The following is a 24038-nucleotide window of genomic DNA, read 5'->3' as shown; positions in this document are numbered from 1 at the left end:
CGTTTCCGTCGTCCGTCCTGTCCTGGAGCTTTTCCCGTGATCACTGCCACCGGCCTTGAGCTGCGCGCCGGCGCCCGCATCCTCATCGAGTCCGCCTCCTTCCGCGTCGCCAAGGGCGACCGCATCGGCCTGGTCGGCCGCAACGGAGCGGGCAAGACCACCCTGACCAAGGTGCTCGCGGGGGAGGGCCAGCCCGCCGCAGGCACCGTCACCCGCAGCGGCGAGGTCGGCTATCTGCCGCAGGACCCGCGCACCGGGGATCTCGACACCCTCGCCAGCGACCGCATCCTGTCCGCCCGCGACCTCGACACCGTCCTGCGCAAGATGCGGGAGAACGAGGAGCGGATGGCCAACGGAAAGGGCGCCACCCGCGAGAACGCGATGAAGAAGTACTCGCGTCTGGAGACGGAATTCCTCACCAAGGGCGGATACGCCGCCGAGGCCGAGGCCGCCACCATCGCCGCCGCGCTCGGACTGCCCGACCGCATCCTCGGGCAGCAGCTCCACACCCTCTCCGGCGGTCAGCGCCGCCGCGTCGAACTGGCCAGGATTCTCTTCTCGGACGCCGACACCCTGCTCCTGGACGAGCCCACCAACCACCTCGACGCCGACTCCATCGCCTGGCTGCGCGACTACCTGAAGACGTACCGCGGTGGATTCATCGTGATCTCGCACGATGCCACCCTCATCGAGACCGTGGTGAACAAGGTCTTCTACCTGGACGCCAACCGGTCGCAAATCGATGTGTACAACATGGGCTGGAAGCTCTACCAGCAACAGCGCGAGGCCGACGAGAAGCGCCGTAAGCGTGAGCGGGCCAACGCGGAGAAGAAAGCCGCCGCCCTGAATTCACAGGCCGACAAGATGCGTGCCAAGGCCACCAAGACGGTCGCCGCGCAGAACATGGCGCGCCGCGCGGAGAAGCTGCTGTCCGGCCTGGAGGCGGTACGCGCCTCCGACAAGGTCGCCAAGCTGCGCTTCCCCGACCCCGCCCCGTGCGGCAAGACCCCGCTGATGGCCGAGGGCCTGTCCAAGTCGTACGGGTCGCTGGAGATCTTCACCGACGTCGACCTCGCGATCGACCGCGGCTCGCGGGTCGTCATCCTCGGTCTGAACGGCGCGGGCAAGACCACGCTGCTGCGCCTGCTGGCCGGTGTCGAGCAGGCCGACACCGGCCAGGTGACGCCCGGACACGGCCTCAAGCTCGGCTACTACGCGCAGGAGCACGAGACGCTCGACCCGGACCGCACCGTGCTGGAGAACATGCGGTCGGCCGCGCCCGACACCGATCTGGTGGAGATCCGCAAGATCCTCGGCTCGTTCCTCTTCTCCGGCGACGACGTCGACAAGCCCGCCGGGGTGCTCTCCGGCGGCGAGAAGACCCGGCTCGCGCTCGCCTCGCTCGTCGTCTCCAGCGCCAATGTGCTGCTGCTCGACGAGCCCACCAACAACCTCGACCCCGCCAGCCGCGAGGAGATCCTGGGCGCGCTGCACACCTTCACCGGCGCGGTCGTCCTGGTCACCCACGACGAGGGCGCCGTGGACGCGCTCCAGCCGGAGCGGATCATCCTGCTGCCGGACGGCGTGGAGGACCTGTGGGGCCAGGACTACAAGGACCTGGTCTCGCTCGCCTGAGCCCCGGCGGCGCCCGGCCGGGCGCCGCCCCGCGCGGGGCACGGGGCGGCTCAGAGGCCCGCACCCGCACGAAGTGATCATGTCGATTCGATCATTCGGCCCACTGATCATCCTTCATCTGCGTGAGTCCGGCTCGTACCGCGCGCCCACGGGGCGCGGTACGGGCGACCGCCGCCGTGATCAGTGGTGTGACGTCGGAGAACTCCTTACCGACCACGGCTGACCTGCCGCTATTGCCCGCACGCCCTTCTCCGTACGGAATTGCCGCCCCGGAAAAGCCGCTCCCGGCCCCTTCGCACCGGCGTATCCAGGCATTCCTCCGGTGAATGTCCCGTGATGGACCTTGTCGAATGGGTGGCCAGGAACGCCCTTAGGGGTGATCATGAGAGTCCATAGCGCACTTCCCTGGAGGAGGCACGGGTGGCCGAGACTCTGAAGAAGGGCAGCCGGGTGACCGGCGCCGCGCGCGAGAAGCTCGCGGCAGACCTGAAGAAGAAGTACGACTCCGGTGCGAGCATCCGGGCGCTGGCCGAAGAGACCGGCCGCTCCTATGGATTCGTGCACCGGATGCTCAGCGAGTCCGGCGTGACCCTGCGCGGTCGCGGCGGTGCCACACGGGGCAAGAAGGCCGCCACGGCCTGAGGGCTCCGCGAGTATCAAGGGCCGGGGGCGGTCCGGCGGGTCCGGTTGGTTACTCTTCGGTAATCCAGTCCGGTCCGCTCGGAGGTGCCCAGTGCCCGACGCCAAGATCCTGCTCGAACGTGACGGAGTCCGGCTAGCCGTCGACGACTCCGTCGCGCACATCACCCTGTGCAATCCGGCCAAGCGCAACGCTCAGTCGCCCGCCCTGTGGCGTGCCCTGACCGAGGCGGGCCAGTTGGTGCCGGGACAGGTACGCGTCGTCGTGCTGCGCGGTGAGGGCGTGTCCTTCTCCGCGGGCCTCGACCGCCAGGCGTTCACGCCCGAGGGCTTCGACGGTGAGCCGTCGTTCCTCGACCTCGCGCGTGGCTCGGAGGCCGGACTCGACGCTGCCATCGCCACGTACCAGGACGCCTTCACCTGGTGGCGGCGGACCGACGTGATCACGGTCGCCGCGGTCCAGGGCCACGCCATCGGCGCGGGCTTCCAGCTCGCCCTCGCCTGCGATCTGCGCGTCTGCGCGGACGACGTGCAGTTCGCCATGCGCGAGACCGGTCTCGGCCTGGTCCCCGACCTCACCGGCACCAAGCCGCTGGTCGAACTGGTCGGATACGGCCGCGCCCTGGAGATCTGCGCCACCGGCCGCTTCGTGCACGCCGACGAGGCCGAGCGCACCGGCCTGGCCAACCTCGTCGTGCCCGCCGCCGAACTCGACGCCGCCGTCACCGACCTGGTCGGCGCCCTGCTCGCGCCGCCGCGCGACGCGGTCGTCGAGACCAAGGGCCTGCTGCGCGGCGCCGCCGCCCACACCGAGAAGGAGCAGTACGCGGCCGAACGCGCCGCCCAGGGCCGCCGCCTGCGCGACCTGGCGGGCGTGGGCGAGTAGCCGCCCGTCCGCGCCGGACGTTTCACGGGGCGCGGGAGGTATCAGCCCGCGTCCGTCACCACGATGGCGGTACGCACCGGACCGGGCGCGCCCTCGGCCGCCGCGACCGCGACGGCGGCGGCCACCGACCGGGCCACCTCCAGCGGCCGGTGGCCCGGCGACACCGCGATCTGCACCTGGACGCGGCGGCCCGGCGCCTCGCCGGAGCCCGCCGAATCCCCGGCCGAATCCGCCGCCGTGTCCTGGATCCGCACACCGGAGCCGAGGCCGACGGGCCGCCTGCTCAGCCGTACGACACCGGGCACGGTCAGCGCCGCGGTTGCCACGGCTTCCGCGAGGCCACTGGGGTCGAGCGGTACGGGAGCCTCGTCGCCGTCCGGCTCCGCGTTCTCGGCGCCCGCCAGCTCGCTCACGGGCGCGTCGTCACCGTCCAGCAACCCGGTGACCTGGAGGTCCACCTCCGTCACGGCGATGCCGAGCCCGTCGCGCGCGGTCGTCCACAGCACGTCGCGCAGCCGGTCGGCGGCCTGCGGCAGCGGCTCGTCGGCGGTCGCCTCGAACGACGCCTCGATCCGTACCGGCAGGTGCGGCAGCGCGCCCACCGGACCGGACTCCGGCGCCTCGCCCCCGCTTTCCGCCAGCGCCAGGGACACCCCGCCCAGCCGTACCCCGGACAGCCCCGCGGTCGTCCACCGCAGCGCGCGTACGGCCGCGCGCTCGGTCATCCAGGCGTTGTCGTCGGGGGTGCCGAGCGGGAGCAGGCGGCCCAGCGCGACCTGCTCCCGTACGGTCCGGGCCAGTCGGTCCATGGTCACCAGATATCGCCTTCCGCAGGCCGACCACTCTCTTGGGGGGTCGGAACAGCCCTCTCGCCGGTTCCCCGCAGCGCGCGGGGGCATGCGCACATAGTGTGGGGCACGGAGCAGCCCATACGAAGGGACGACTCGCGATGACGGACACCGCACAGTACGACCGGCCGGAGCCCGAGGGCTCGTCAGCGGCCGAGGGCAGGACCCTGGACAAGGGCAGCGCGGGCGGGCGCAAAGCGCTCGGCGACCCGGCCACGCGCGGCCGCACGACGATCGCCGACGGCGTGGTGGAGAAGATCGCCGGACTCGCCGCCCGTGACGTGGTCGGCGTGCACGCGATGGGCACCGGCCTGTCGCGCACCTTCGGCGCGGTCCGTGACCGCGTGCCCGGCGGCACCAAGTCGGTGTCGCGCGGCGTGAAGGCCGAGGTCGGCGAGGTGCAGACCGCGCTCGACCTGGACATCGTCGTCGAATACGGCGTGTCGATCGTCGAAGTGGCCCGCGCCGTACGGGAGAACGTGGTCAACGCCGTGGAGCGGATGACGGGTCTCGAGGTCGTCGAGGTCAACGTCGCCGTGGGCGACGTGAAACTTCCCGACGAAGATGACGACGACGAGCGTGAGCAACGGGTCCAGTAAGGGTCCAAGCCAGTGCAGACGGAGATGGTCAACACGACCAATGGGACGGAGTGCGGACGATGAGCATGGCGGTGATCGGCCTGGCCGTCGGAATGGCGCTCGGATTCGCCGGGTATTTCGGCGGGTTCGGTGCTTTTCTGCTGGTGGCGGCGCTCGGCGCGGTCGGTTTCGTGGCGGGCAAATTCCTCGACGGCGACCTGGAACCGGGGGAGTTCTTCCGCTCGCGTGACCGTGGCCGCGACCGCGACCGGCGGCGCTGATGGGGACAGCCGTCCCCGCACCGCTGCCCGCGGCCGACCGCGGGGCACTGCGGATCGCGGACCGGGTGGTCGCGAAGATCGCCGCCCAGGCGGCCGGCGAGGTCCTGACGGACGCGCCGGGCGCCGCACTGGTGCCGAAGGACCACTCCCCGCACGCCTCGGTCTCGGTCCGCAAGGACAGCGCGCGGCTGCGGCTCACCCTTGAACTGGGCTACCCCACCGACATCGGCTCGGTGTGCGGCTCGGTGCGCAGCCATGTCACCTCCCGCGTCGAGGCGTTGACCGGAATGTCGGTTCCCGAGGTCGCGGTCGAGGTGGAGCGGTTGCACTCGGCCGCCGACCGCCGCAAGGACGAGGGAAGGGTCCAGTGAGCGACAGCGAGAGTCCCTGGAAGAAGCCGAACGACGGCGCTGAGCCGGGGCGGGGGGAGCGGCGGGGCCCCGAGCAGGGTCCCGACGACGACCGCTCCCGGCGGACTCCCGAGCACGGCTCGGAATACGCTCAGGACCAGGAATACGGGGCCTCCGAGTACGGCTCCGGGCAGGCTTACGGGCAGGCTTCCGGGCAGGCTTCCGAAGGGGACGACGGCGGCGCCGAATACGGCTCGGAGTCCGGATACGCGGCGGCCGAGCAGGGGCCGGGCGCGGGGTACGGTCCGGCGTCCGGTCCGGGATCGTCCCCCGCGGGCGGTACCCCCGGCGTCCTCGCCGGGGTCGACACGCTCACGGACCCCGCCACCCGCACCCTTGAGCCGTACGCCCTGACCGCGGATCAGACCCCGGTCAAGGCGCGCCGGTTCTGGGCCGGACGCCGGGTGCCCGCGGCGATCACCGCCGCGGTGCTCCTCGGGATCGCCGGTCTCTTCCTGTACGACATCGCCGCCGTCCGCGCCGACCGGCGCGCGATGGCCTGGCGGACCCGGCTCGCCGACGAGCTGGCCACCCGCCACCTGGACAACGTCTGGGTGATCGTCGGCGCCGCCGTGGCCGCCGTGCTCGGCCTCTGGCTGATCCTGCTGGCCCTCACGCCGGGCGAGCGCGGACTGCTGCCGATGACCCGGCGCGGCGAGAACGGCGTCCGCGCCGGACTGGACCGGCACGCGGCCGAACTGGTGCTGCGCGACCGGGCGATGGAGGTACCGGGCATCCGCTGGGTACGGGTCAAGGTCGGCCGCCGCCGGATCACGGCGCACGGCTCCTCGCACTTCCGCGAACTCGACGCGGTGCGCACGGACCTGACGACCGCGCTGGGCAACGCCGTACGCCAGCTCGGCCTCGCCAAACCGCCGCAGCTCCACGTCCATGTCCAGCGCGCAGAGAAGAAGGGGTGACCGGGCGGATGCGTACCGTACTGAACCGGGTCCTGCTCGCGCTGACCGGACTCGTCCTGCTGGTCGTGGGCCTGTCCGTGCTGCTCGGCGGGCTCGACCTGCAACGCCGGTGGAATTTCACGATGCCGCACTGGTGGCCCTTCACCGGCCCCAAGGACGTGCTGCTCACCGCGCACGACAGGACCCGCTACCGCTCCGACGGCTGGTGGTGGCCGGTGGTCATCGCCGTGCTCGGCGTGCTCGTGCTCGCCGCCCTGTGGTGGCTGCTCGCCCAGGCCCACACCCGGCGGCTGCGCCAGCTCCGGGTCGACAGCGGCGACGGACAGGGCGCGCTGCTGCGCGGCCGGGCCGTGGAGAACGTGCTGACCTCGGAGACCGAGGCGTACGACGGCGTGGAGTGGGCCAGAGCGGCGCTGCGCGGCAAGCGCGGCGCACCGGTCGCCCGGATAGTGCTGGGCCTGGCGGCCGACGCCACCCCGGACGAGGTGGTCGCCGGTCTCGACAGCGCGGTGCTCCACCGCGCCCGTACGTCGGCCGGTCTGGACAAGCTGCCCGCCGAGGCGCGGCTGCGCGCGGTCAGGCACCGCGCGGCGCGGGTCAGCTGACCCGGCCGCCCGCCCCGCTCTCGCGGAGCCCCCACCGAGCTGTCGGTGGGGGCTTTTCGCGTCCCGTCACAGGGCGCGCTGGGCGCCGCCGTCCACCGGCAGCAGCACACCGGTCAGATACGACGCGGCGGGCGAGAGCAGGAAGGCCGCGGCCCGGCCGAACTCCTCGGGCGTGCCGTAGCGCCGCAGCGGGATCGTCGCGCTCGCCCTGGCCCTGGCCGCCGCCTCGTCGCCGCCGAGCGCGTCCAGCTCCCGTACCCGGTCGGTGTCGATCCGCGACGGCAGCAGGCCGACCACCCGGATGCCGCGCGGCCCCAGCTCGGCGGCAAGGGTCTTGGCGAAGCCCGCGAGGCCGGGCCGCAGACCGTTCGACATGGCGAGGCCGGGGATCGGCTCGCGGACCGAGCCGGAGAGCACGAAGCCGATGACACCGCCGTCCGACAGCTCGGCCGCGGCGGCGCGGGCCAGCCGCACCGCGCCCAGGAACACCGTCTCGAAGGACCGCAGCCACTGCTCGTCGGTGCTGTCGGCGGCGGCGCCGGCCGGCGGTCCGCCGACGCTGATCAGCACCCCGTCGACCCGGCCGAAGCGCTCGCGGGCCGCCGTCAGCAGCCGCTGCGCCGTATCCGGGGCGGAGTTGTCGGCCGCGACGCCCAACGCCGTGTCCTGGCCGCCCAGTTGCCCGGCCGCGGCGGCCACCGCCTCCGCCGTGCGCCCGGAGACCACCACCTTCGCGCCGTCGGCGACCAGTTCGCGGGCCGTGGCGAAGCCCAGGCCGCGGCTGGCGCCGGTGAGGACGTACACCCGTCCGTCGAGTCCGAGATCCATGGTCAGCAGTCCCTTATGGCAGGCACGCCCGACAGGGCGAGCGCGGTGTTGACGAGTCCGACGTGGCTGAACGCCTGCGGGAAGTTGCCCAGCAGCCGCCCGGCGACCGGGTCCCACTCCTCGGCGAGCAGCCCGACGTCGTTGCGCAACGTCAGCAGCCGCTCGAACAGTTCGGTCGCCTCGTCCTGGCGGCCGATCGCGTACAGCGCGTCCGCGAGCCAGAACGAGCAGGCCAGGAAGGCCCCTTCGGAGCCGGGCAGCCCGTCCACGCCGACCGCGTCCGGGGTGTAGCGGCGGACGAAACCGCCGAGGTCCAGTTCGCGGCGGACCGCCTCCACCGTGCCGATCACGCGGCGGTCGGTGGGCGGCAGGAATCCCACCTGCGGGATGAGCAGCGTCGCCGCGTCCAGCTCCTCGGAGCCGTAGGACTGCGTGAAGGTGTTGCGCCGCGCGTCGTAGCCCTTCTCGCAGACCTCCGCGTGCACCTGGGCGCGCATCGAACGCCACAGCGCCACATCGCCCTTGAGCCGCGGCAGCGCCTCCACGGTCCGCACCGCGCGGTCGGCGGCGACCCAGGCCATCACCTTGGAGTGCACGAAGTGGCGGCGCGGGCCGCGGACTTCCCAGATGCCCTCGTCCGGCTGGTGCCACGCGGACTCCAGGAAGTCCATCAGCGCGCGTTGCAGATTCCAGGCGTGCGGCTCGTCGCGCATCCCGGCCGCCCGTGCCAGGAACAGCGAGTCCAACACCTCGCCGTACACGTCGAGTTGGAGCTGTCCCGCGGCGGCGTTGCCGATCCGGACCGGCGCCGAGCCCTCGTAGCCGGGCAGCCACGGCACCTCGTACTCCGTCAGCCGCCGCTCGCCGCCGATGCCGTACATGATCTGGAGGTCGGCCGGGTTGCCCGCCACCGCGCGCAGCAGCCAGTCGCGCCAGGCGCCCGCCTCCTGGAGATAGCCGCCCTCCACCAGGGCGTTGAGGGTCAGCGCCGCGTCACGCAGCCAGCAGTAGCGGTAGTCCCAGTTGCGGACCCCGCCGATCTCCTCGGGCAGCGACGTGGTCGCGGCGGCGGCGATGCCACCGGTGGGCGCGTACGTCAGCGCCTTGAGCGTGATCAGCGACCGCACCACGGCCGACCGCCACGGCCCCTGGTAACGGCAGCGGGCCGACCACTCGTCCCAGTCGGCCAGGCTGTGGTCCAGCGCCTCGTACGGGTCGAACCGGCGCGGGCGCTTCTCGTGCGAGGGGTGCCAGGTCAGTATGAACGCGACCCGGTCGCCCTCGGCGACGGTGAAGTCGGAGTACGTGCGCATGTCCTTGCCGTACGCCCGGACCGGCGGGTCGCTGCGCAGCCAGACCGAGTCGGGGCCCGCGACGGCCACCCGGTGCCCGTCGGCGCGCCGCATCCACGGCACGACCGCGCCGTAGTCGAACCGCAGCGTCAGCTCGGCCCGCATGTCGACCTGGCCCGACACGCCCTCGACGATCCTGATCACATCGGGCGCCCGGTCGCGCTGCGGCATGAAGTCGGTGACCTTGACGGTCCCGGTCGGGGTCTCCCAGAAGGTGTCGAGCACCAGCGTGTCGCCCCGGTACGAGCGGTGCGAACACGTCCGCGCGCCCGTCGGCGCCAGCAGCCAGCGGCCGTTGCCCTCGTCGCCGAGCAGCGCGGCGAAGCAGGCGGCCGAGTCGAAGCGGGGCAGGCACAGCCAGTCGATGGAACCGTCCCTGCCCACCAGCGCGGCGGTCTGGAGATCGCCGATGAGCGCGTAATCCTCGATACGTCCTGGCACGGTGCCGCCTCGCCGCCTTCCGGTGGTCCTCGCCTCGCCCGGGCACGGTGTGCGCCGGGCCCTCGTCTCCGTAGCGTGCGGGGGCGGGGCGTCAGACCGCTACCGGAACGCTGCCCTCGGGTTCCTGCGGGCTCTCCGGATTGTCCTGCTTCTCGCGGGCCGCGAGCCGTTCGGCGCGCTCGCGGCGCAGCAGCACCACCCAGCCGACCGGCACCATGCCCGTGAACAGCCACCACTGGATCGCGTACGCCATGTGCGGGCCGATGCTGCTGTGGTCGGGCTCGGGGATGAGCGCGGGCTGGTGCGGACCCGGCTTCGGCGTGATGGACACCAGCTCCATGTAGCCCGAAAGCAGCGTCTGCGGCATGTACTTCGCGTCCACGGTGCTGCTGATCAGCATGATCTGCCGGTCCGGCAGGCCCGAGCGGTTGCGGATGCCCGTCGACGACGTCGTCTCGTCGGGGCGCAGCCGCCCGGTGACCGTCACTTCGCCGGACGGCGGCGGCGTGATCTTCGGGAACGCGGTCGGGTCGTTGCCCGGCGAGATCCAGCCCCGGTTCACCAGCACCGCGCGGCCGTCGGCCAGCACCAGCGGGGTGATCACGTGGTAGCCGACCTCCTGGCCGCCGCCCGACGTGTCGTCCGAGCCGTCGTTGCCCGCCGTCCGGTGCCGGGCCACCACCTCGTGCGCCGTGTCGAAGTGCCCGGTCGCCGTCACCGACTTGTACAGATCGGTCTTCGGCAGCACGGCACCCGGATGTGTCACCGACTCGACCTCGACCGGGGCGGCCTTCAGGCTCGCCGCGATGATCTTGTTGTTCGCCACCCGGTGCTCGTGCCGATGGAGCTGCCAGAAGCCCAGTCTGACCATGGTGGGCATCATGACCAGACCGAGGAGGGTGAGGATCACCCATTGGCGGGACCAGAGGAAGCGGTACACCCCACGACGGTACAACTCGGTCGGGGCGGGGCTTCCGGAGGGGGGCCTCAGGCGGGGGCGGCCGTGGTCGGACGGGGTGCGGGGCGGCCGGCCGGGCTCAGGCGATCGAGCCGACCTTGTCCACGATCCCGGCCGCGCCCTCCGCCTTCGCGCAGTGCCCGCCGCAGTACCAGTGGCCGTCCACCTCCACGCCGTGGCCGACGATCCGCACCCGGCAGTGCTCGCAGATCGGCGCCATACGGTGGATGGCGCACTCGAAGCTGTCGAAGACGTGCACCGCGCCTTGGGCGTGCACCTCGAAGCTCATGACGTAGTCGTTTCCGCAAACCTCGCATCGGGCCATGTGCCCAGGCTGCTGCCGTGAGCGCGCCGGGGCAACGCGGGAGGCCCCGCGTCGCGCGAGAGTCACCTGGATGGAGCCCCGCACGGCCCGCCCGACGCGCTAACCGTGCCCGCTCGCCGCGCTCGACGCGCTCGCCCGGTCCGCCCGGCCCGCTAGGCGTGCCCGCCCGGTCCGATGCCCTAGCCGTGCACGCCCGCCGCGGGGGTGACGGCCTTGAGGAGTTCGGTGAAGCGGGCCTCGTCGATGACCGGGGTGGCGAACTGCCGGGCCTTGACGGCCTTCGAGGTGGGGGAGTCCGGGTCGTTCGTGACCAGGACGCTGGTGAGGCGGCTGACGCTGGAGGCGACGTGGAGCCCGGCGTCGGTGGCGCGGTCCTCCAGCAGCTCGCGGTCGATGCCGGTGTCACCGGAGAAGGCGACCCGCATCCCCTGGACCAGGGGCCCGTCGGGAGCGAGGCGGCCGGGGTTGGGATACGGGCACGCGGGCCGTTTGCGGGCCGGGCGCCAGCCGGTGGCGCGGTACGAGCCGGGCCCGTAGGAGGCGCCGGGGCGCGGCGAGGGGACCGTGTCGGAGCCGTCGACCCACTCGGTCAGCGGGCGGCAGGTGTGCAGCGGCAGGGGGAGACCGGCCGCGGCGGCCAGGTGCAGGCTCGGGCGGAACGCCTCGGCCAGGACGCGCGCGTCGTCGAGGGCGTGGTGGGCGCGGCGCTGCTCGACCCCGTAGTGCGCGGCCAGCGACTCCAGCTTGTGGTTGGCCAGGGGCAGCCGCAGCTCCTTGGCCAGGACGATGGTGCACAGCCGCTGCTCGACGGGTGCGACGGACCGGGCGCGCGCGTACTCGCGGGCGAGCATCGACCAGTCGAAGACCGCGTTGTGCGCCACCAGGACGCGCCCCGCGAGGCGTTCGGCGAGCTGGTCGGCGATCTCGGGGAAGAGCGGGGCGTCGGCGAGCATCGCGCTGGTGAGTCCGTGGATCCACACCGGGCCGGGGTCGCGCAGCGGGTTGACGGGCGAATACCAGTGGTCCTGCACCTCGCCGCGGGCGTCCAGCCGGTACACCGCCGCGGACACTATCCGGTCGTCCCGGCCGAGCCCCGTGGTCTCGACGTCGACCACGGCGTAACCGTCCGGGTAGGCGGGAGGCCACGGGGACGGCGGCGGTGTCTGGGCGGCCAGGTTGTCGAGCATGGTCACAGAGAATACGGCTCGCCACTGACAGCTACCGCCACCCGCTTTCCTTACTTGTCGGTAACAAGGTCTGGCGGGTGCCCTGTACGCGCCTTTATGGTGCGCTCATGCCCCAACTCCCCGATGTCGTGCTGTGGTCGATACCCGCCTTCGTACTGCTCACCGTCGTCGAGATGGTGAGCTACCGCTTTCACCCCGACGAGGACTCCGCCGGATACGGCACCAAGGACACCGCCGCGAGCCTGTCGATGGGTCTCGGCAGTCTGGTCACCGACGCGCTGTGGAAGATCCCGATCGTGGCGGTCTACTCCGGGCTCTACGCGGTGACCCCGCTGCGGGTGCCCGTCGAGTGGTGGACGCTGCCGCTGATACTGCTCGCGCAGGACTTCTTCTACTACTGGTCGCACCGCGGCCACCACATGATCCGCGTCCTGTGGGCCTGCCACGTCGTGCACCACTCCAGCCGGAAGTTCAACCTCTCCACGGCGCTGCGGCAGCCCTGGACCAGCCTCACCTCCTGGCCGTTCTACCTCCCGCTGATCGCCCTCGGCGTGCACCCGGCCGCCCTCGCGTTCTGCACCGCCGTCAGTCTCGTCTACCAGTTCTGGATCCACACCGAACGCGTCGGCAAGCTGCCCGCCCCGCTGGAGTTCACCCTCAACACCCCCTCGCACCACCGCGTCCACCACGCCTCGCAGGGCGGCTACCTCGACCGCAACTTCGGCGGCATCCTCATCGTCTGGGACCGCCTCTTCCGCTCCTTCACCCCCGAGACCGACGCCCCCGTCTACGGCCTCACCAAGAACATCGCCACCTACAACCCGCTGCGGGTCGCCACCCACGAGTACGCCGCCCTCGCCCGCGACCTCCGCGCCGCCCCCACCTGGCGCGCCCGCGCCGGCTACCTCTTCCGCGGCCCCGGCTGGCGCCCCGCGGACGCGGCCGGGCCGGCCCTGACGCCCGCCGCGCCCGACCTCGCGTCCAGCCCGTCCGGGATGTGAGGACCGCGGGCCCCTGGCGTACCGTGGAGACGCCCCACCGACAACGAGCTGACCAGCGAGGACACCGCCATGCGCGCCACCGTGATCCAGGCACCCCACGACCTCAGGGTGGAGGAGGTGCCGGACGCGAGGATCCGGCGGCCCGGCGACGCGGTGGTCCGCGTGGTGCGCGCCTGCATCTGCGGAAGCGACCTGTGGGCGTACCGCGGCGAGTCGGCGCGCAAGCCCGGCCAGCGGATCGGCCACGAATTCCTCGGGGTGGTCGAGGAGACCGGCGCCGAGGTGGCGGGGCTGCGCCCCGGCGACCTGGTGGTGGCGCCCTTCGTGTGGTCGGACGGCGTGTGCGCGTACTGCGTCGAGGGCCTGACCACGTCGTGCGCGCACGGCGGCTTCTGGGGCTCGATCGGCGAGGAGGGGCAGTCCGACGGCGGCCAGGGCGAGGCCGTCCGGGTGCCGTACGCCGACGCCACGCTGGTGAAGCTGCCCGCGGCGGCGCTCAGCGACGAGCGGCTGCTGACCGCCCTGCTGTCGCTGTCCGACGTGCTGGGCACCGGCCACCACGCGGCGGTCGGCGCGGGCGTGCGGCCCGGCGCGACGGTGGCGGTGGTCGGGGACGGCGCGGTCGGCCTGTGCGGGGTCCTGGCCGCGAAGCGGCTGGGCGCCGAGCGGATCATCGCGCTCGGACGGCACACGTCGCGCACCGACATCGCGCGGGACTTCGGCGCCACCGACGTGGTCGCCGAGCGCGGCGACGAGGCCGTGGCGGCGGTACGTCAACTGACCGGCGGCCAGGGCGCGCACGCGGTGATCGAGGCGGTCGGCACCGAGCAGTCGATGCGCACCGCCGTCGGCATCACCCGCGACGGCGGCGCGATCGGCTACGTCGGCGTCCCGCACGGCAGCGGCACCGGTCTCGACCTCGGCGAGATGTTCGACCGCAACATCACCCTGCGCGGCGGCGTCGCCCCCGTCCGCACGTACATCCCGGAACTGCTCCCCGACGTGCTGGACGGCACCGTCGACCCGTCCCCGGTCTTCGACCTGACGGTCGGTCTCGAGGACGTGCCGAAGGGCTACCGCGCGATGGACGAGCGCACCGCCCTCAAGGTGCTGGTGAAGCCCTGAGGGCGGTACGCGGCCGGTAACGGCCGTGCGTGCGGGCCGTCTTGGCGGGCGTTACCTGGTGACGGCGTTCAGCGCGTCCACGATGCCGTGACCGTAGAAGCTGTTGTACGCCTTCGGCCCGGTGCAGGTGGCGTCCTGCGCGGGTCCGGTCGGGCAGCCGGGGTTGTTCGCCTCGATCTTGAGCAGCGCCTGGAGCTGCGCGGGCGAGGCGTGTGGGTGACGGCTCTTGATCAGCGCCGCGACCGCCGCCACGTGCGGGCTGGCCATCGAAGTGCCCTGGAGGTAGCCGTACGTGCCGCCGGGCAGCGTCGACAGGATGCGGCCGTTGCCGGACGGGGTGTCGGGGATCTGCCTGCTGTCGCCGCCGGGCGCGGCCACGTCGATCACGGTCAGGCCGTAACTGGAGTAGTACGACTTGAGGTTCTGGGCGCCGGTCGCGGAGACCGTGACGACGCCGGGCAGTTGGGTCGGGAGGTCGAGGCACACGTGCGGGTCGACGGTGCGGGTGACCGCGGTGGAGTCGTCCGGGCTCGATGTGTCGGTCAGGGCGTGGGAGTTGAGGTCGTCGTCGCTGTTGCCCGCGGCGGCGACGTTCAGTACGCCCTTGCGCTCGGAGTACGCGGCGGCGCGTCGCACGGCGTCCACGATGGCCCGCTGGTCGGGGTCGCTCGGGCAGTTGTAGAGCCACGGGTCGATGTAGTAGCTGTTGTTGGTGACCGCGATGCCGTGGTCGGCGGCGAAGACGAAGGCGCAGACCACGCTCTCCGGGTAGAACAGCGCGGTGCCCGGCTCGCTGACCTTGATCGCCGCGATCTTCACGCCGGGCGCGACCCCGGCCACGCCGATCCCGTTGCGCGCGGCGGCGATCTCACCGGCCACGTGGGTGCCGTGGTAGTCGGCCGCCGGGTCCCAGGGGTGCCAGGCGCCCGGTGAGGTGTCGGCGACGCCGCCCACACAGCTCGCGGACTGCTTGGCGGAGAAGTTCGCCGCCAGGTCGGGGTGGGTGTCGTCCACGCCGGTGTCGATGATGCCGACGGTCACCTTGGAACTGCCCGGATTGACCCCGGCCGCCTTGTCGGCCCGGATTGCCCGCAGGTCCCACTGGTCCGCCTCAAGCGGCTCCTGGCCGGGCGCCTGGTGCGTCGAGGCGGCGGCCACCTCGGCCGCGGTCAGCGTCCGTACCCCGCCCGCCTGCGTCGTCGCGGACGGCTCGATGGCGGCGGTCCTGGTCGCGCCCGCGCTCCGTACGCCGTGGACGCGCCGCAGCGTCGCGCCGAAGTCCGGGTTGGCCGAGTGCACGACGATGACGCCTATCCGGTCGTACGCGATCACCACCTGGCCGCCCGCCCGCTCTATCGCGCGCTCCACCGACCGCTGCGTGCCGCGCCCGCCGTCGATGTTGACGACGTACGACAGCAACGGGCCGTCCGTGCGCGGCGGTTGAGAGCCGTGCGCGGCGGAGGAGGCGCCGGAGGCGGAGGAATCGGAGGAAGCGGAGGCCGGGGCGGCTCCGGGGAGTACGGCGAGGGCGGCTGCCGTCACCAGACCGAGACCGGCCGCGAGCGCGCGGCGGCGCCGGGGGAGGCCGGGAAGCGGAACCATGGGATCTCCAATCGTCCATCAGCCGTGGGACGGCAGGGTCTGCCGTCCGACGTGTGCATGACGAAGGAAACTAGTGCCCAACGGCCGGTCAAAGAAGCGCAATTCCATGGATCGGTCGGAATTTCCCCGTGGCCGACGGCGGTTCAGCCATACCGGCGGCCGGATCGCAGCGCGGCGATGCTCAGCGGCGGCAGCCGGACCCGCCGCGCGTACCAGCCGGTGGGCGCGGCGGCGCCGGTTCCCGGCCGGGCGGCGGCAGGTCCCGTGAACAGGTCGGCGGGCAGGTCGGCGGGCAGCCGTACGCTCCCGTACGGCCTGCGGGCCGGGAGCTGCGGCCGGTGCGACGGGGGAGGAGGGGGCGGGGGCGGAGGTGGGGTCATCGCGGCGAGTCCTCGGCGGTCCTGGGCGGCGGTCCCCGGCCCGCGGAGCGGCGGGGGACGGTGACGGCGTGGTGGGCGCCGCCGGGCTGTCCAACGAACCGGCCGCGCCGCGGTGTCGGTGTGCGGCGCCCGGTGACCTGGTCGCAGGACACGGGCGGCCCGGCCGGGCGGGCGGACGCCGGGCCGGACGGCGAGCCGACGGGACCGGACGCCGAGCCAGCGGGACGGGACGCCGAGCAGCCGTTTCAACAAACTGTTGTAATTTGGCGCCCGTCGCGTACGCTGCACCGACAGGCCCCCACCCGCCCGGCGGCCCCGCCGGGTTGTCCGTGTGACGTCATAGGGTGGAGGAACGGCGGCGCGCCGAGCGCCCGCCGCAGGAGCGACGGCGCGCGAGCGTCCAGGAGGGAGGCGGAGCCCGTGCTGATCGACACCTACGGCCGAGTGGCGACCGACCTGCGCGTCTCCCTCACCGACCGCTGCAATCTGCGCTGCACCTACTGCATGCCGGAAGAGGGCCTCCAGTGGCTGGCCAAGCCCGACCTGCTCACGGACGACGAGATCGTCCGGATGGTCGGGATCGCGGTCCACGAGCTGGGCGTCACCGACGTCCGCTTCACCGGCGGCGAGCCGCTGCTGCGGCCCGGCCTGGTCGGCATCGTCGAGCGCTGCGCCGCCCTGGAGCCGCGCCCCCGGCTGTCGCTGACCACCAACGGCATCGGCCTGCGCCGCACCGCCGACGCGCTGCGCGCCGCGGGTCTCGACCGGGTCAATGTCTCCCTCGACACCCTGCGCCCCGAGGTCTTCCACACCCTCACCCGCCGCGACCGGCACCACGACGTCGTCGCGGGCATGGCGGCGGCGGCCGACGCGGGCCTGACCCCGGTGAAGATCAACACAGTGCTGATGCGCGGTGTCAACGACGACGAGGCGCCCGACCTGCTGGCCTGGGCCGTCGAGCGGGGATACGAGCTGCGGTTCATCGAGCAGATGCCGCTGGACGCGCAGCACGGCTGGCAGCGCACCGACATGGTCACCGCCGACGAGATACTCGACCGCCTGCGGACCCGCTTCACCCTGACCCCCGAGGGCGAGACGGTCCGCGGCTCCGCGCCCGCCGAGCGCTGGCTGGTCGACGGCGGCCCGGCCACGGTCGGCGTCATCGGCTCGGTCACCCGGCCGTTCTGCCGCGCCTGCGACCGCACCCGGCTCACCGCCGACGGCCAGGTCCGCAACTGCCTGTTCGCCCGCGAGGAGTCCGACCTGCGCGGCCCGCTGCGCTCCGGCGCCGACGACGAGCGGATGGCGGAGCTGTGGCGGGCGGCGATGTGGGGCAAGAAGGCGGGCTCGGGCCTCGACGACCCGGCCTTCCTCCAGCCCGACCGCCCCATGTCGGCCATCGGCGGCTGAACCGCCGCGCCCTGAGGCCGCTCGGAGAACCGCCGCACCCTGAGGCCCCTCGGAGAACCGCCGCACCCTGAGGCTCCTCGGAGAACCGCCGCCCCCGGAGCCCCGTCCCGCCGCTACCGCTCCCGCTCTCCCCGCTCCCACTCCGCCAGCGGCACGACGTCCTTCAGGAACCCGCGCATCCCCAGGAACTGCGACAGGTGCTCGCGGTGCTCGTCGCACGCCAGCCACGTCTTGCGCCGCTCCGGCGTGTGGATCTTGGGGTTGTTCCAGGCCAGCACCCACACGGCGGGGGTACGGCAGTCCTTGGCCGAGCAGATCGGCTTCTCGTTCTCGTTCACAGTGTTCCCGGCATCGCTCACGACGCCCAGTAAACAGAACCGCCGCTGGACATGGCGACGCCGGGCAGCCACGGGGGGAGCCGCCCGGCGTCGGTCCGTCGCTCCGACGGGGGATGCGGAGCGCGTACGAAGTATGTCACGCGCTCAACCGTCCGTGGAGTGGAACTTCACGATTGATCTGAGCTTTTCTTGAGGTTCGGCGGCACGGGTACCGGCACCGGCTCGCCGTAGCCCTCAGGATCGGACGGATCGCCCATTTCGAGCATCGGCCTGGCCTGCGGAAGGACGAACGACGACGGCAGCGAGGGCACGTTCTCCCGGCCCGCGTTCGCGAACACCACCGCCACGTACGGCAGGAGCAGCCCGACAACCAGCATCCCCCAGGCCAGTACCCGCTCCACGTCCCAGAGCACCACGGTGAGGATCACCGAGAGAGTACGGATCGACATCGAGATGATGTACCTGCGCTGCCGTCCGGCCACGTCCTCGGTCAGACCGGTACGCGCTCCCGTGATCTGGAAGACCTCAGGCCCGCCCTGCTTCCGCATCGCGCTCCACCACCCGCTCGCTCCGCCGGACTCTCCTGAGCACGGGTCGGCGCCCGGCCCGGCCTCACCACGGTACGCCGCGTACCGCCCGCCTTCGATAGCGGGGGCACCATCCGTGCGGCGCCGCTGTCGGGCCGTACGGCGGACGGCCCACTCGACATGCGGCGTAGCCGGAGCGGGCACAGACTGGCCGGACGAGTTCCGGGCGTACGCCGTCCGGACGCGAGGAGGCGAGTGACATGGGTTGGTTGTGGGCGATCATCGTCGGTCTGGTGCTGGGTCTGATCGCCAAGGCGATCCTCCCCGGCAAGCAGTCCCTGCCGCTGTGGCTCACCGTGATCTGCGGTATGGGCGGCAGCATTCTCGGCAACGCCGTGTCGACCTGGATCGGCGTCAACGACACCAAGGGCATCGACTGGACCCGGCACGTGCTGCAACTCATCGGCGCCGTCGTCGTCGTGGCGATCGGCGACGCCCTGTGGTCGATGTTCAAGGGCACGCGCAAGACCGCCGCACCGCGGTGACGCCCGCACCGCGGTGACGCTCAGCCCGTGGGGTGCCGCCGCAGCCACCGCGGCGGCACCCGGTCGGTCAGCCACACGCCGTTGGCGCTGATCCGGAAGACATGGCCCTCGGCGGCCAGCCCCCTGGCGTCCAGCGCGAGCACCACAGGACGGCCGTGCCGTGATCCCACGCGCACGGCCGTCTCCACGTCCCGTCCACCCATCCGGCCTCGTCGAGAGTGAGGCCGACGCTGTCGGGCCGGTGCCGCGGCACCATCGACAGGAACCTGGAGATCCTGACCGTCTTCTTCTCGTCGGGCACGGGCGTCAGACCCCCTGGCTGACCGAACTCATGTTGAAGTCCGGAATCCGCAGGGCCGGGGCGGCGGCCCTGGTGAAGTAGTCGCTCCACTCGCGCGGCAGCGTCCGCTCGGTGCGGCCCGCCTCGGCGGCGCGGCCGAGCAGGTCCACCGGGGACTCGTTGAAACGGAAGTTGTTCACCTCGCCGGTCACCTCGCCGTTCTCCACCAGGTAGACGCCGTCGCGGGTGAGGCCGGTCAGCAGCAGCGTGGCCGGATCGACCTCGCGGATGTACCACAGGCAGGTCAGCAGCAGACCGCGCTCGGTGGCAGCGACCATCTCGTCCAGCGACCGCTCGCCGCCGCCGTCCAGCACCAGGTTGTCGGCGGCGGGCGCGACCGGCAGGCCGGTCAGCCCGGCGCTGTGCCGGGTGGTGGTGAGCCGGGCGAGCGAGCCCTCGTGGATCCAGTTCACCGGCTCCACCGGCAGCCCGTTGTCGAACACCGAGGTGTCGTCGCCCGAGGAGTGCGCGATCACGAACGGCGCCGCCTCCAGGCCGGGCTCCGCCGGGTCGCTGCGCAGGGTCAGCGGCAGCGGCGACAGCTTCTCGCCGACCCGGGTCCCGCCGCCGGGCTTGCTGAAGACCGTACGGCCCTCGGCGGCGTCCCGTGCCGCGGCCGACCAGAACTGGTAGATCATCAGGTCCGCGACGGCCGACGGCGGCAGCAGCGTCTCGTACCGGCCCGCGGGCAGGTCGATCCGGCGCTCGGCCCAGACCAGCCGGCGGGCCAGGTCGGCGTCCATCGCCAGCGGGTCCACGTCGGTGAAGTCGCGGGTGGCCGCGCCTGCCCACGCCGAGCGCCTGCGGTCGGGGGACTTCGCGTTCACCTCAAGGGTGCCGGTCGGCTGGTCGTGCCGCAGCCGCAGCCCGGCCGAGGTGCCCAGATACGTCGACGTCACCGAGTGGAAGGCGAAGCCGTACAGTTCACGGCCGCCCGCCCGCGCCGTCGCGAACGCCTCGCCGAGCGCGGGCGCGAAGGACGCGAAGACGTCGGAGTTGGTCTCGGCGGGCCCGTCGGTGAAGGCCGCCGAGTGCGGCACACCCGTCACCAGCGGCTGCGCGTCCTCGGCGGGACCGGCCTCGCGGGCCGCCGCCTCGGCCGCCCGTACCAGCGGCTCCAGCTCGTCGGCGGTCACGGCCGAGCGGGACACCACACCGGACGCGGTGCCCTCGGCGCCGTCCACGGTGGCGATCACGGTGAGGGTACGGCCGCGCGTGACGCCGTTGGTGGTCAGGGAGTTGGCCGCCCAGCGCAGATTCGCGCTGGACTCCTCCTGGGCGATCACCACGCAGCCGTCCGCGTTCGACAGCTCAAGCGCCCGTTCGACGATCTCGTGCGGCTTGGTCGTCACGCTGCTCATCGTCCGGCCTCCTGGGTGGTGTTGAGAATGCTGACGCCCCGGAAGAGGGCGGCCGGGCAGCCGTGGCTGACGGCCGCGACCTGGCCCGGCTGGGCCTTGCCGCAGTTGAAGGCACCGCCGAGCACATACGTCTGCGGGCCGCCGACGGCGTCCATCGAGCCCCAGAAGTCGGTGGTGGTGGCCTGGTAGGCGACGTCCTTGAGCTGGCCCGCGAGCCGCCCGTTCTCGATCCGGAAGAACCGCTGCCCGGTGAACTGGAAGTTGTAGCGCTGCATGTCGATGGACCACGAGCGGTCGCCGACCACGTAGATGCCGCGTTCGACGCCGCCGATCAGCTCCTCGGTCGAAGGGCCGTCGGGCGCGGGCCGCAGCGAGACGTTCGCCATCCGCTGCACCGGGACATGGCCGGGGGAGTCGGCGTACGCGCAGCCGTTGGACCGCTCGAAGCCGGTGAGCTTCGCGATCCGCCGGTCGAGCTGGTAGCCGACGAGCGTGCCGTCCTTGATCAGGTCCCAGGACTGTCCCGCCACGCCCTCGTCGTCGAAGCCGACGGTGGCCAGGCCGTGCTCCGCCGTACGGTCACCGGTCACATTCATCAGCGGCGAGCCGTACTTGAGCGTGCCGAGCTGGTCGAAGGTGGCGAAGGAGGTGCCCGCGTACGCCGCCTCGTACCCCAGCGCGCGGTCCAACTCCGTGGCGTGGCCGATCGATTCGTGGATCGTCAGCCACAGGTTGGACGGGTCGACCACCAGGTCGTACGCGCCCGCCTCGACCGAGGGCGCGCGCATCTTCTCGGCCAGCAGCTCCGGGATACGGGCCAGCTCCGCGTCCCAGTCCCAGCCGTGGTCCGCGCCGGTCAGATACTCCCAGCCGCGGCCGACCGGCGGCGCGAGCGTGCGCATCGAGTCGAAGTCGCCGCTGTCGCCGTCGACGGCGACAGCGGTGAGCTGCGAATGGAGGCGGACGCGCTGCTGCGTGGTCGTGGTGCCCGCGGTGTCCGCGTAGAACTTGTTCTCCTGCACGGTCATCAGCGAGGCGTCCGCGTGGTCGACCCCGTCGGCCGCCAGCAGCCGGGCGCTCCACTCCGCGAGCAGCGCCGTCTTCTCCGCGTCCGGCACGTCGAACGGGTTGATGTCGTACGCCGACACCCACACCCGGTCCGCGTGCACCGGTTCGTCGGCCAGCTCCACCCGCTCCCGCGACCCCGCCGCCGCGATCACCTTCGCGGACAGCTTGGCCATCGCGACCGCCTGCGAGGCGACCTTGGCCGCCGCGTCCATCGTCAGGTCGACCCCGGAGGCGAAGCCCCAGGCGCCGCCGTGCACCACCCGTACCGCGTACCCCAGATCGGTGGTGTCGGAGGTGCCCGACGGGCGCGCGTCGCGCAGCCGCCAGGTCGCGCCGCGCACCCGCTCCAGCCGGAAATCGGCGTGGTCCGCGCCCAGCGCGCGGGCGCGGGCCAGTGCGGCGTCGGCGAGTGCCCGCAGGGGCAGCGCCAGGAATGACTGATCGACCTCATGAGGCACGACGAACTTCCCCTTCGACCGTTCGACAGGTATCCGCAGTGAATCATGTCCCGCCGACCGCCAGCGCGTGCTTTTCCGCAGGACGCGGCGTGTGCCGGGGCGGGCGGCCGGCGAATCGTCAGATGCCAATCCGTGCCGAGACCTTGAGGTTGGTCCAGACCAATCTCTATGCTCATGACGCCGCCCTCACTCCTGTCCGCTGCACCACACTCCGCACGACGAGGAGCCCCCCACATGTCAGTACGCCGTAATGCCGCCGCGGTCGGCGCGGTCGGCGCCGCCGCCTTGACGATTGCCGCGCTCACGCCGGTGACCGCCAGCGCCCACGGCGCGCTCAGCGCACCGGTCAGCCGGATCTCCGGCTGCTTCGCCGAAGGCCCCGAACACCCCCAGTCGCAGGTCTGCAAGGACCTGGTCGCCGACAGCGGCACCCAGCCGCTGTACGACTGGAACGAGGTGAACATCGCCAACGCCAACGGCCAGAGCCGCACGATCATCCCCGACGGCCACCTCTGCTCGGCCAACCGCGACAAGTACCGGGCGCTGGACTGGGCCCGCACCGACTGGCCCGCCACCGCGGTCTCGGCGGGCACCACCACCGTCAACTTCCGTGTCACCGCGCCGCACAAGGGCACGATGACGCTCTACATCACCAAGGCCGGATACGACCCGACCAAGCCGCTCAAGTGGTCCGACCTGGACGCCACCCCGATCGCCGTCTACAACACCGTCGCCTCCGCGACGAACGGCTACTACACCTTCAACGCCACCCTGCCCAGCCGCACCGGCAGGCAGCTCATCTACCAGGTGTGGCAGCGCAGTGACAGCCCCGAGGCCTTCTACGGCTGCTCCGATGTCGTCTTCGGCCAGGGGGTACAAGCGGCGGCGGTCGCCGCGCCCCAGGCGCCGACCGACCGGCAGATCGCGGCCGGCGCGTCCAAGTCCACCGTCAGCCACCACGGTCACGGCGGCGACGTCGCCGTGACATCCACCACGGCGAAGCTCGCGACCAGCGACGTGACCGACAACCGCGCGGCCACCGGCACCCTGGAGACCGCCCTGTCCGGCAGCGCCGTTCTGGCGTCGGGCGCCGTGGGACTGCTGCTCTGGAGCCGCCGCAGGGCCGCCGCCCGCGCGAACGGCTGACCCATGGTTCTGTAGGAAACCCACAGGGACCATGGGAGCAGCCTGTCGGGGCCGATTCCCCGGATCGGTGCGAGGACCGATAGCTTTTCACGGAGAAACTCACGACTGAGGGAGTGATCCGTTGAGCCGCTCGGTTCTCGTCACCGGAGGCAACCGGGGCATCGGCCTCGCCATCGCGCGTGCCTTCGCCGACGCGGGCGACAAGGTCGCCATCACCTACCGCTCGGGTGAGCCGCCCGCCGAACTGGTGGCGCTCGGCTGCCTGGCCGTCCGCTGCGACATCACCGACCCCGAGCAGGTGGAACAGGCTTACAAGGAGATCGAGGAGAAGCACGGGAACGTGGAGGTGCTGGTCGCCAACGCCGGCATCACCAAGGACCAGCTCCTCATGCGGATGTCCGAGGAGGACTTCACGTCCGTCCTCGACACCAACCTCACCGGAACCTTCCGGGTCGTGAAGCGCGCGAACCGCGGCATGCTGCGGGCCAAGAAGGGTCGCGTCGTCCTGATCTCCTCCGTGGTCGGGCTGCTGGGCTCCGCGGGACAGGCCAACTACGCGGCCTCCAAGGCGGGGCTGGTCGGATTCGCCCGCTCGCTCGCCCGTGAACTGGGCTCGCGCAACATCACCTTCAACGTCGTGGCGCCCGGTTTCGTCGACACCGACATGACCCAGGCGCTCACCGACGAGCAGCGCGAGGGCATCGTGGCGCAGGTGCCCCTCGGCCGCTACGCGAAGCCCGAGGAGATCGCCGCGACGGTGCGGTTCCTCACCTCGGACGACGCCTCGTACATCACTGGAGCCGTCATCCCCGTTGACGGCGGATTGGGCATGGGTCACTGAGAA

At 72.3% G+C, this 24038-nt stretch carries 26 protein-coding genes and 1 pseudogene; 14 read left to right on the top strand and 13 right to left on the bottom strand.

Translation table 11 applies throughout. The features are described 5' to 3' along the window. Positions 1-36: 36 nt before the first annotated feature. The 3 genes from ACZ37P_RS00265 (at position 37) to ACZ37P_RS00255 (ending at position 3160) form a co-directional block, all read left to right on the top strand. Entirely contained in the window at positions 37-1635 is a 1599-nt protein-coding gene (locus ACZ37P_RS00265; protein WP_355333726.1) for an ABC-F family ATP-binding cassette domain-containing protein, read from the top strand. Between the two features lie 420 nt (positions 1636-2055). Further along, positions 2056-2277: a helix-turn-helix domain-containing protein gene (locus tag ACZ37P_RS00260; protein ID WP_188281871.1), complete on the top strand. Its 222-nt coding sequence runs from the start codon at positions 2056-2058 to the stop codon at positions 2275-2277. Between the two features lie 91 nt (positions 2278-2368). Beyond that, on the top strand, positions 2369-3160 hold the full coding sequence (locus ACZ37P_RS00255) for an enoyl-CoA hydratase/isomerase family protein (protein ID WP_467344120.1): 792 nt from the start codon (positions 2369-2371) through the stop codon (positions 3158-3160). A 41-nt stretch (positions 3161-3201) separates the two neighbouring features. Here ACZ37P_RS00255 and ACZ37P_RS00250 read toward each other — a convergent pair whose 3' ends face one another. Beyond that, positions 3202-3969, bottom strand: coding sequence for a nucleopolyhedrovirus P10 family protein (locus ACZ37P_RS00250; RefSeq protein ID WP_467344596.1), 768 nt, complete (start codon positions 3967-3969; stop codon positions 3202-3204). Between the two features lie 140 nt (positions 3970-4109). On the opposite strand from ACZ37P_RS00250, the gene ACZ37P_RS00245 reads away from it, so the two are divergent. From ACZ37P_RS00245 to amaP, 5 genes and pseudogenes are all read left to right on the top strand, one after another. Then, a complete protein-coding gene (locus ACZ37P_RS00245) occupies positions 4110-4607 on the top strand; it encodes an Asp23/Gls24 family envelope stress response protein (protein WP_355333717.1) in 498 nt (165 codons plus the stop codon). Positions 4608-4666: 59 nt separating this feature from the next. After that, complete coding sequence (locus tag ACZ37P_RS00240) at positions 4667-4867, top strand: hypothetical protein (protein ID WP_188281874.1); 201 nt, start codon at positions 4667-4669, stop codon at positions 4865-4867. Continuing rightward, positions 4867-5238: an Asp23/Gls24 family envelope stress response protein gene (locus ACZ37P_RS00235; RefSeq protein ID WP_355333713.1), complete on the top strand. Its 372-nt coding sequence runs from the start codon at positions 4867-4869 to the stop codon at positions 5236-5238. Before ACZ37P_RS00240 ends, ACZ37P_RS00235 begins: the two co-directional genes overlap by 1 nt. A gap of 416 nt (positions 5239-5654) precedes the next feature. Then, a pseudogene (locus tag ACZ37P_RS00230) lies at positions 5655-6197 on the top strand (DUF6286 domain-containing protein); the annotation flags it as partial. A gap of 8 nt (positions 6198-6205) precedes the next feature. Next, positions 6206-6802, top strand: a complete 597-nt coding sequence (gene amaP, locus ACZ37P_RS00225) for an alkaline shock response membrane anchor protein AmaP (protein WP_391044195.1) — start codon at positions 6206-6208, stop codon at positions 6800-6802. A gap of 66 nt (positions 6803-6868) precedes the next feature. Here amaP and ACZ37P_RS00220 read toward each other — a convergent pair whose 3' ends face one another. The 5 genes from ACZ37P_RS00220 to ACZ37P_RS00200 all read right to left on the bottom strand — a co-directional run bounded on the left by ACZ37P_RS00220 (position 6869) and on the right by ACZ37P_RS00200 (position 11893). Continuing rightward, positions 6869-7630 (bottom strand): SDR family oxidoreductase, encoded by a 762-nt coding sequence (locus tag ACZ37P_RS00220; protein WP_391044197.1) that lies wholly within the window; start codon positions 7628-7630, stop codon positions 6869-6871. Positions 7631-7632: 2 nt separating this feature from the next. Next, the gene (locus ACZ37P_RS00215) at positions 7633-9423 is read right to left on the bottom strand and encodes a glycoside hydrolase family 15 protein (protein WP_467344118.1); all 1791 of its coding nucleotides are present in this window, start codon (positions 9421-9423) and stop codon (positions 7633-7635) included. Positions 9424-9514: 91 nt separating this feature from the next. Beyond that, entirely contained in the window at positions 9515-10363 is an 849-nt protein-coding gene (locus tag ACZ37P_RS00210; protein ID WP_355333702.1) for an SURF1 family cytochrome oxidase biogenesis protein, read from the bottom strand. 97 nt (positions 10364-10460) lie between these two features. Beyond that, positions 10461-10706 (bottom strand): hypothetical protein, encoded by a 246-nt coding sequence (locus ACZ37P_RS00205; RefSeq protein WP_188281880.1) that lies wholly within the window; start codon positions 10704-10706, stop codon positions 10461-10463. A 179-nt stretch (positions 10707-10885) separates the two neighbouring features. Then, complete coding sequence (locus tag ACZ37P_RS00200) at positions 10886-11893, bottom strand: DEDDh family exonuclease (protein WP_467344117.1); 1008 nt, start codon at positions 11891-11893, stop codon at positions 10886-10888. Between the two features lie 107 nt (positions 11894-12000). On the opposite strand from ACZ37P_RS00200, the gene ACZ37P_RS00195 reads away from it, so the two are divergent. Beyond that, positions 12001-12894 carry a sterol desaturase family protein gene (locus tag ACZ37P_RS00195; RefSeq protein WP_391044203.1) on the top strand — a complete coding sequence of 298 codons (894 nt, stop codon included), beginning with the start codon at positions 12001-12003 and terminating at the stop codon, positions 12892-12894. Between the two features lie 69 nt (positions 12895-12963). Continuing rightward, positions 12964-14019 carry a zinc-dependent alcohol dehydrogenase family protein gene (locus ACZ37P_RS00190; RefSeq protein WP_355333695.1) on the top strand — a complete coding sequence of 352 codons (1056 nt, stop codon included), beginning with the start codon at positions 12964-12966 and terminating at the stop codon, positions 14017-14019. Between the two features lie 51 nt (positions 14020-14070). Here ACZ37P_RS00190 and ACZ37P_RS00185 read toward each other — a convergent pair whose 3' ends face one another. Together ACZ37P_RS00185 and ACZ37P_RS00180 are read right to left on the bottom strand one after the other, a co-directional pair. After that, the gene (locus ACZ37P_RS00185) at positions 14071-15621 is read right to left on the bottom strand and encodes a S8 family peptidase (RefSeq protein ID WP_467344116.1); all 1551 of its coding nucleotides are present in this window, start codon (positions 15619-15621) and stop codon (positions 14071-14073) included. 143 nt (positions 15622-15764) lie between these two features. Beyond that, the gene (locus ACZ37P_RS00180; protein ID WP_355333691.1) at positions 15765-16001 is read right to left on the bottom strand and encodes a hypothetical protein; all 237 of its coding nucleotides are present in this window, start codon (positions 15999-16001) and stop codon (positions 15765-15767) included. Positions 16002-16421: 420 nt separating this feature from the next. Between ACZ37P_RS00180 and moaA the strand changes: the two genes are divergently transcribed. Next, on the top strand, positions 16422-17411 hold the full coding sequence (gene moaA / locus ACZ37P_RS00175; RefSeq protein WP_355333688.1) for a GTP 3',8-cyclase MoaA: 990 nt from the start codon (positions 16422-16424) through the stop codon (positions 17409-17411). 113 nt (positions 17412-17524) lie between these two features. On the opposite strand, the gene ACZ37P_RS00170 is transcribed toward moaA, so the two are convergent. Both ACZ37P_RS00170 and ACZ37P_RS00165 read right to left on the bottom strand, forming a co-directional pair. After that, entirely contained in the window at positions 17525-17770 is a 246-nt protein-coding gene (locus tag ACZ37P_RS00170) for a hypothetical protein (RefSeq protein WP_391044209.1), read from the bottom strand. 146 nt (positions 17771-17916) lie between these two features. After that, positions 17917-18297: a DUF3099 domain-containing protein gene (locus tag ACZ37P_RS00165; protein WP_355333686.1), complete on the bottom strand. Its 381-nt coding sequence runs from the start codon at positions 18295-18297 to the stop codon at positions 17917-17919. Positions 18298-18536: 239 nt separating this feature from the next. Here ACZ37P_RS00165 and ACZ37P_RS00160 point away from each other — a divergent pair, with 239 nt between their 5' ends. Continuing rightward, entirely contained in the window at positions 18537-18821 is a 285-nt protein-coding gene (locus tag ACZ37P_RS00160) for a GlsB/YeaQ/YmgE family stress response membrane protein (RefSeq protein ID WP_355333683.1), read from the top strand. A gap of 20 nt (positions 18822-18841) precedes the next feature. Here ACZ37P_RS00160 and ACZ37P_RS00155 read toward each other — a convergent pair whose 3' ends face one another. From ACZ37P_RS00155 to ACZ37P_RS00145, 3 genes are all read right to left on the bottom strand, one after another. Then, on the bottom strand, positions 18842-18997 hold the full coding sequence (locus ACZ37P_RS00155; RefSeq protein ID WP_467344113.1) for an RNA 2'-phosphotransferase: 156 nt from the start codon (positions 18995-18997) through the stop codon (positions 18842-18844). A gap of 130 nt (positions 18998-19127) precedes the next feature. Continuing rightward, positions 19128-20522 carry a metallopeptidase TldD-related protein gene (locus tag ACZ37P_RS00150; protein ID WP_355333681.1) on the bottom strand — a complete coding sequence of 465 codons (1395 nt, stop codon included), beginning with the start codon at positions 20520-20522 and terminating at the stop codon, positions 19128-19130. Further along, positions 20519-22048 (bottom strand): TldD/PmbA family protein, encoded by a 1530-nt coding sequence (locus ACZ37P_RS00145; protein ID WP_355333678.1) that lies wholly within the window; start codon positions 22046-22048, stop codon positions 20519-20521. Before ACZ37P_RS00145 ends, ACZ37P_RS00150 begins: the two co-directional genes overlap by 4 nt. Before the next feature lie 234 nt (positions 22049-22282). Here ACZ37P_RS00145 and ACZ37P_RS00140 point away from each other — a divergent pair, with 234 nt between their 5' ends. Then, positions 22283-23194 carry a lytic polysaccharide monooxygenase auxiliary activity family 9 protein gene (locus ACZ37P_RS00140; RefSeq protein WP_355333676.1) on the top strand — a complete coding sequence of 304 codons (912 nt, stop codon included), beginning with the start codon at positions 22283-22285 and terminating at the stop codon, positions 23192-23194. Between the two features lie 121 nt (positions 23195-23315). Further along, positions 23316-24035: a 3-oxoacyl-[acyl-carrier-protein] reductase gene (fabG, locus tag ACZ37P_RS00135; protein WP_188281889.1), complete on the top strand. Its 720-nt coding sequence runs from the start codon at positions 23316-23318 to the stop codon at positions 24033-24035. Positions 24036-24038: the final 3 nt, after the last annotated feature.

The organism is Streptomyces sp. NPDC024632 (genome assembly GCF_055559175.1).
The sequence above is the reverse complement of the archived record's forward strand: the minus strand, read 5'-3'. Positions and strand labels throughout refer to the sequence as shown.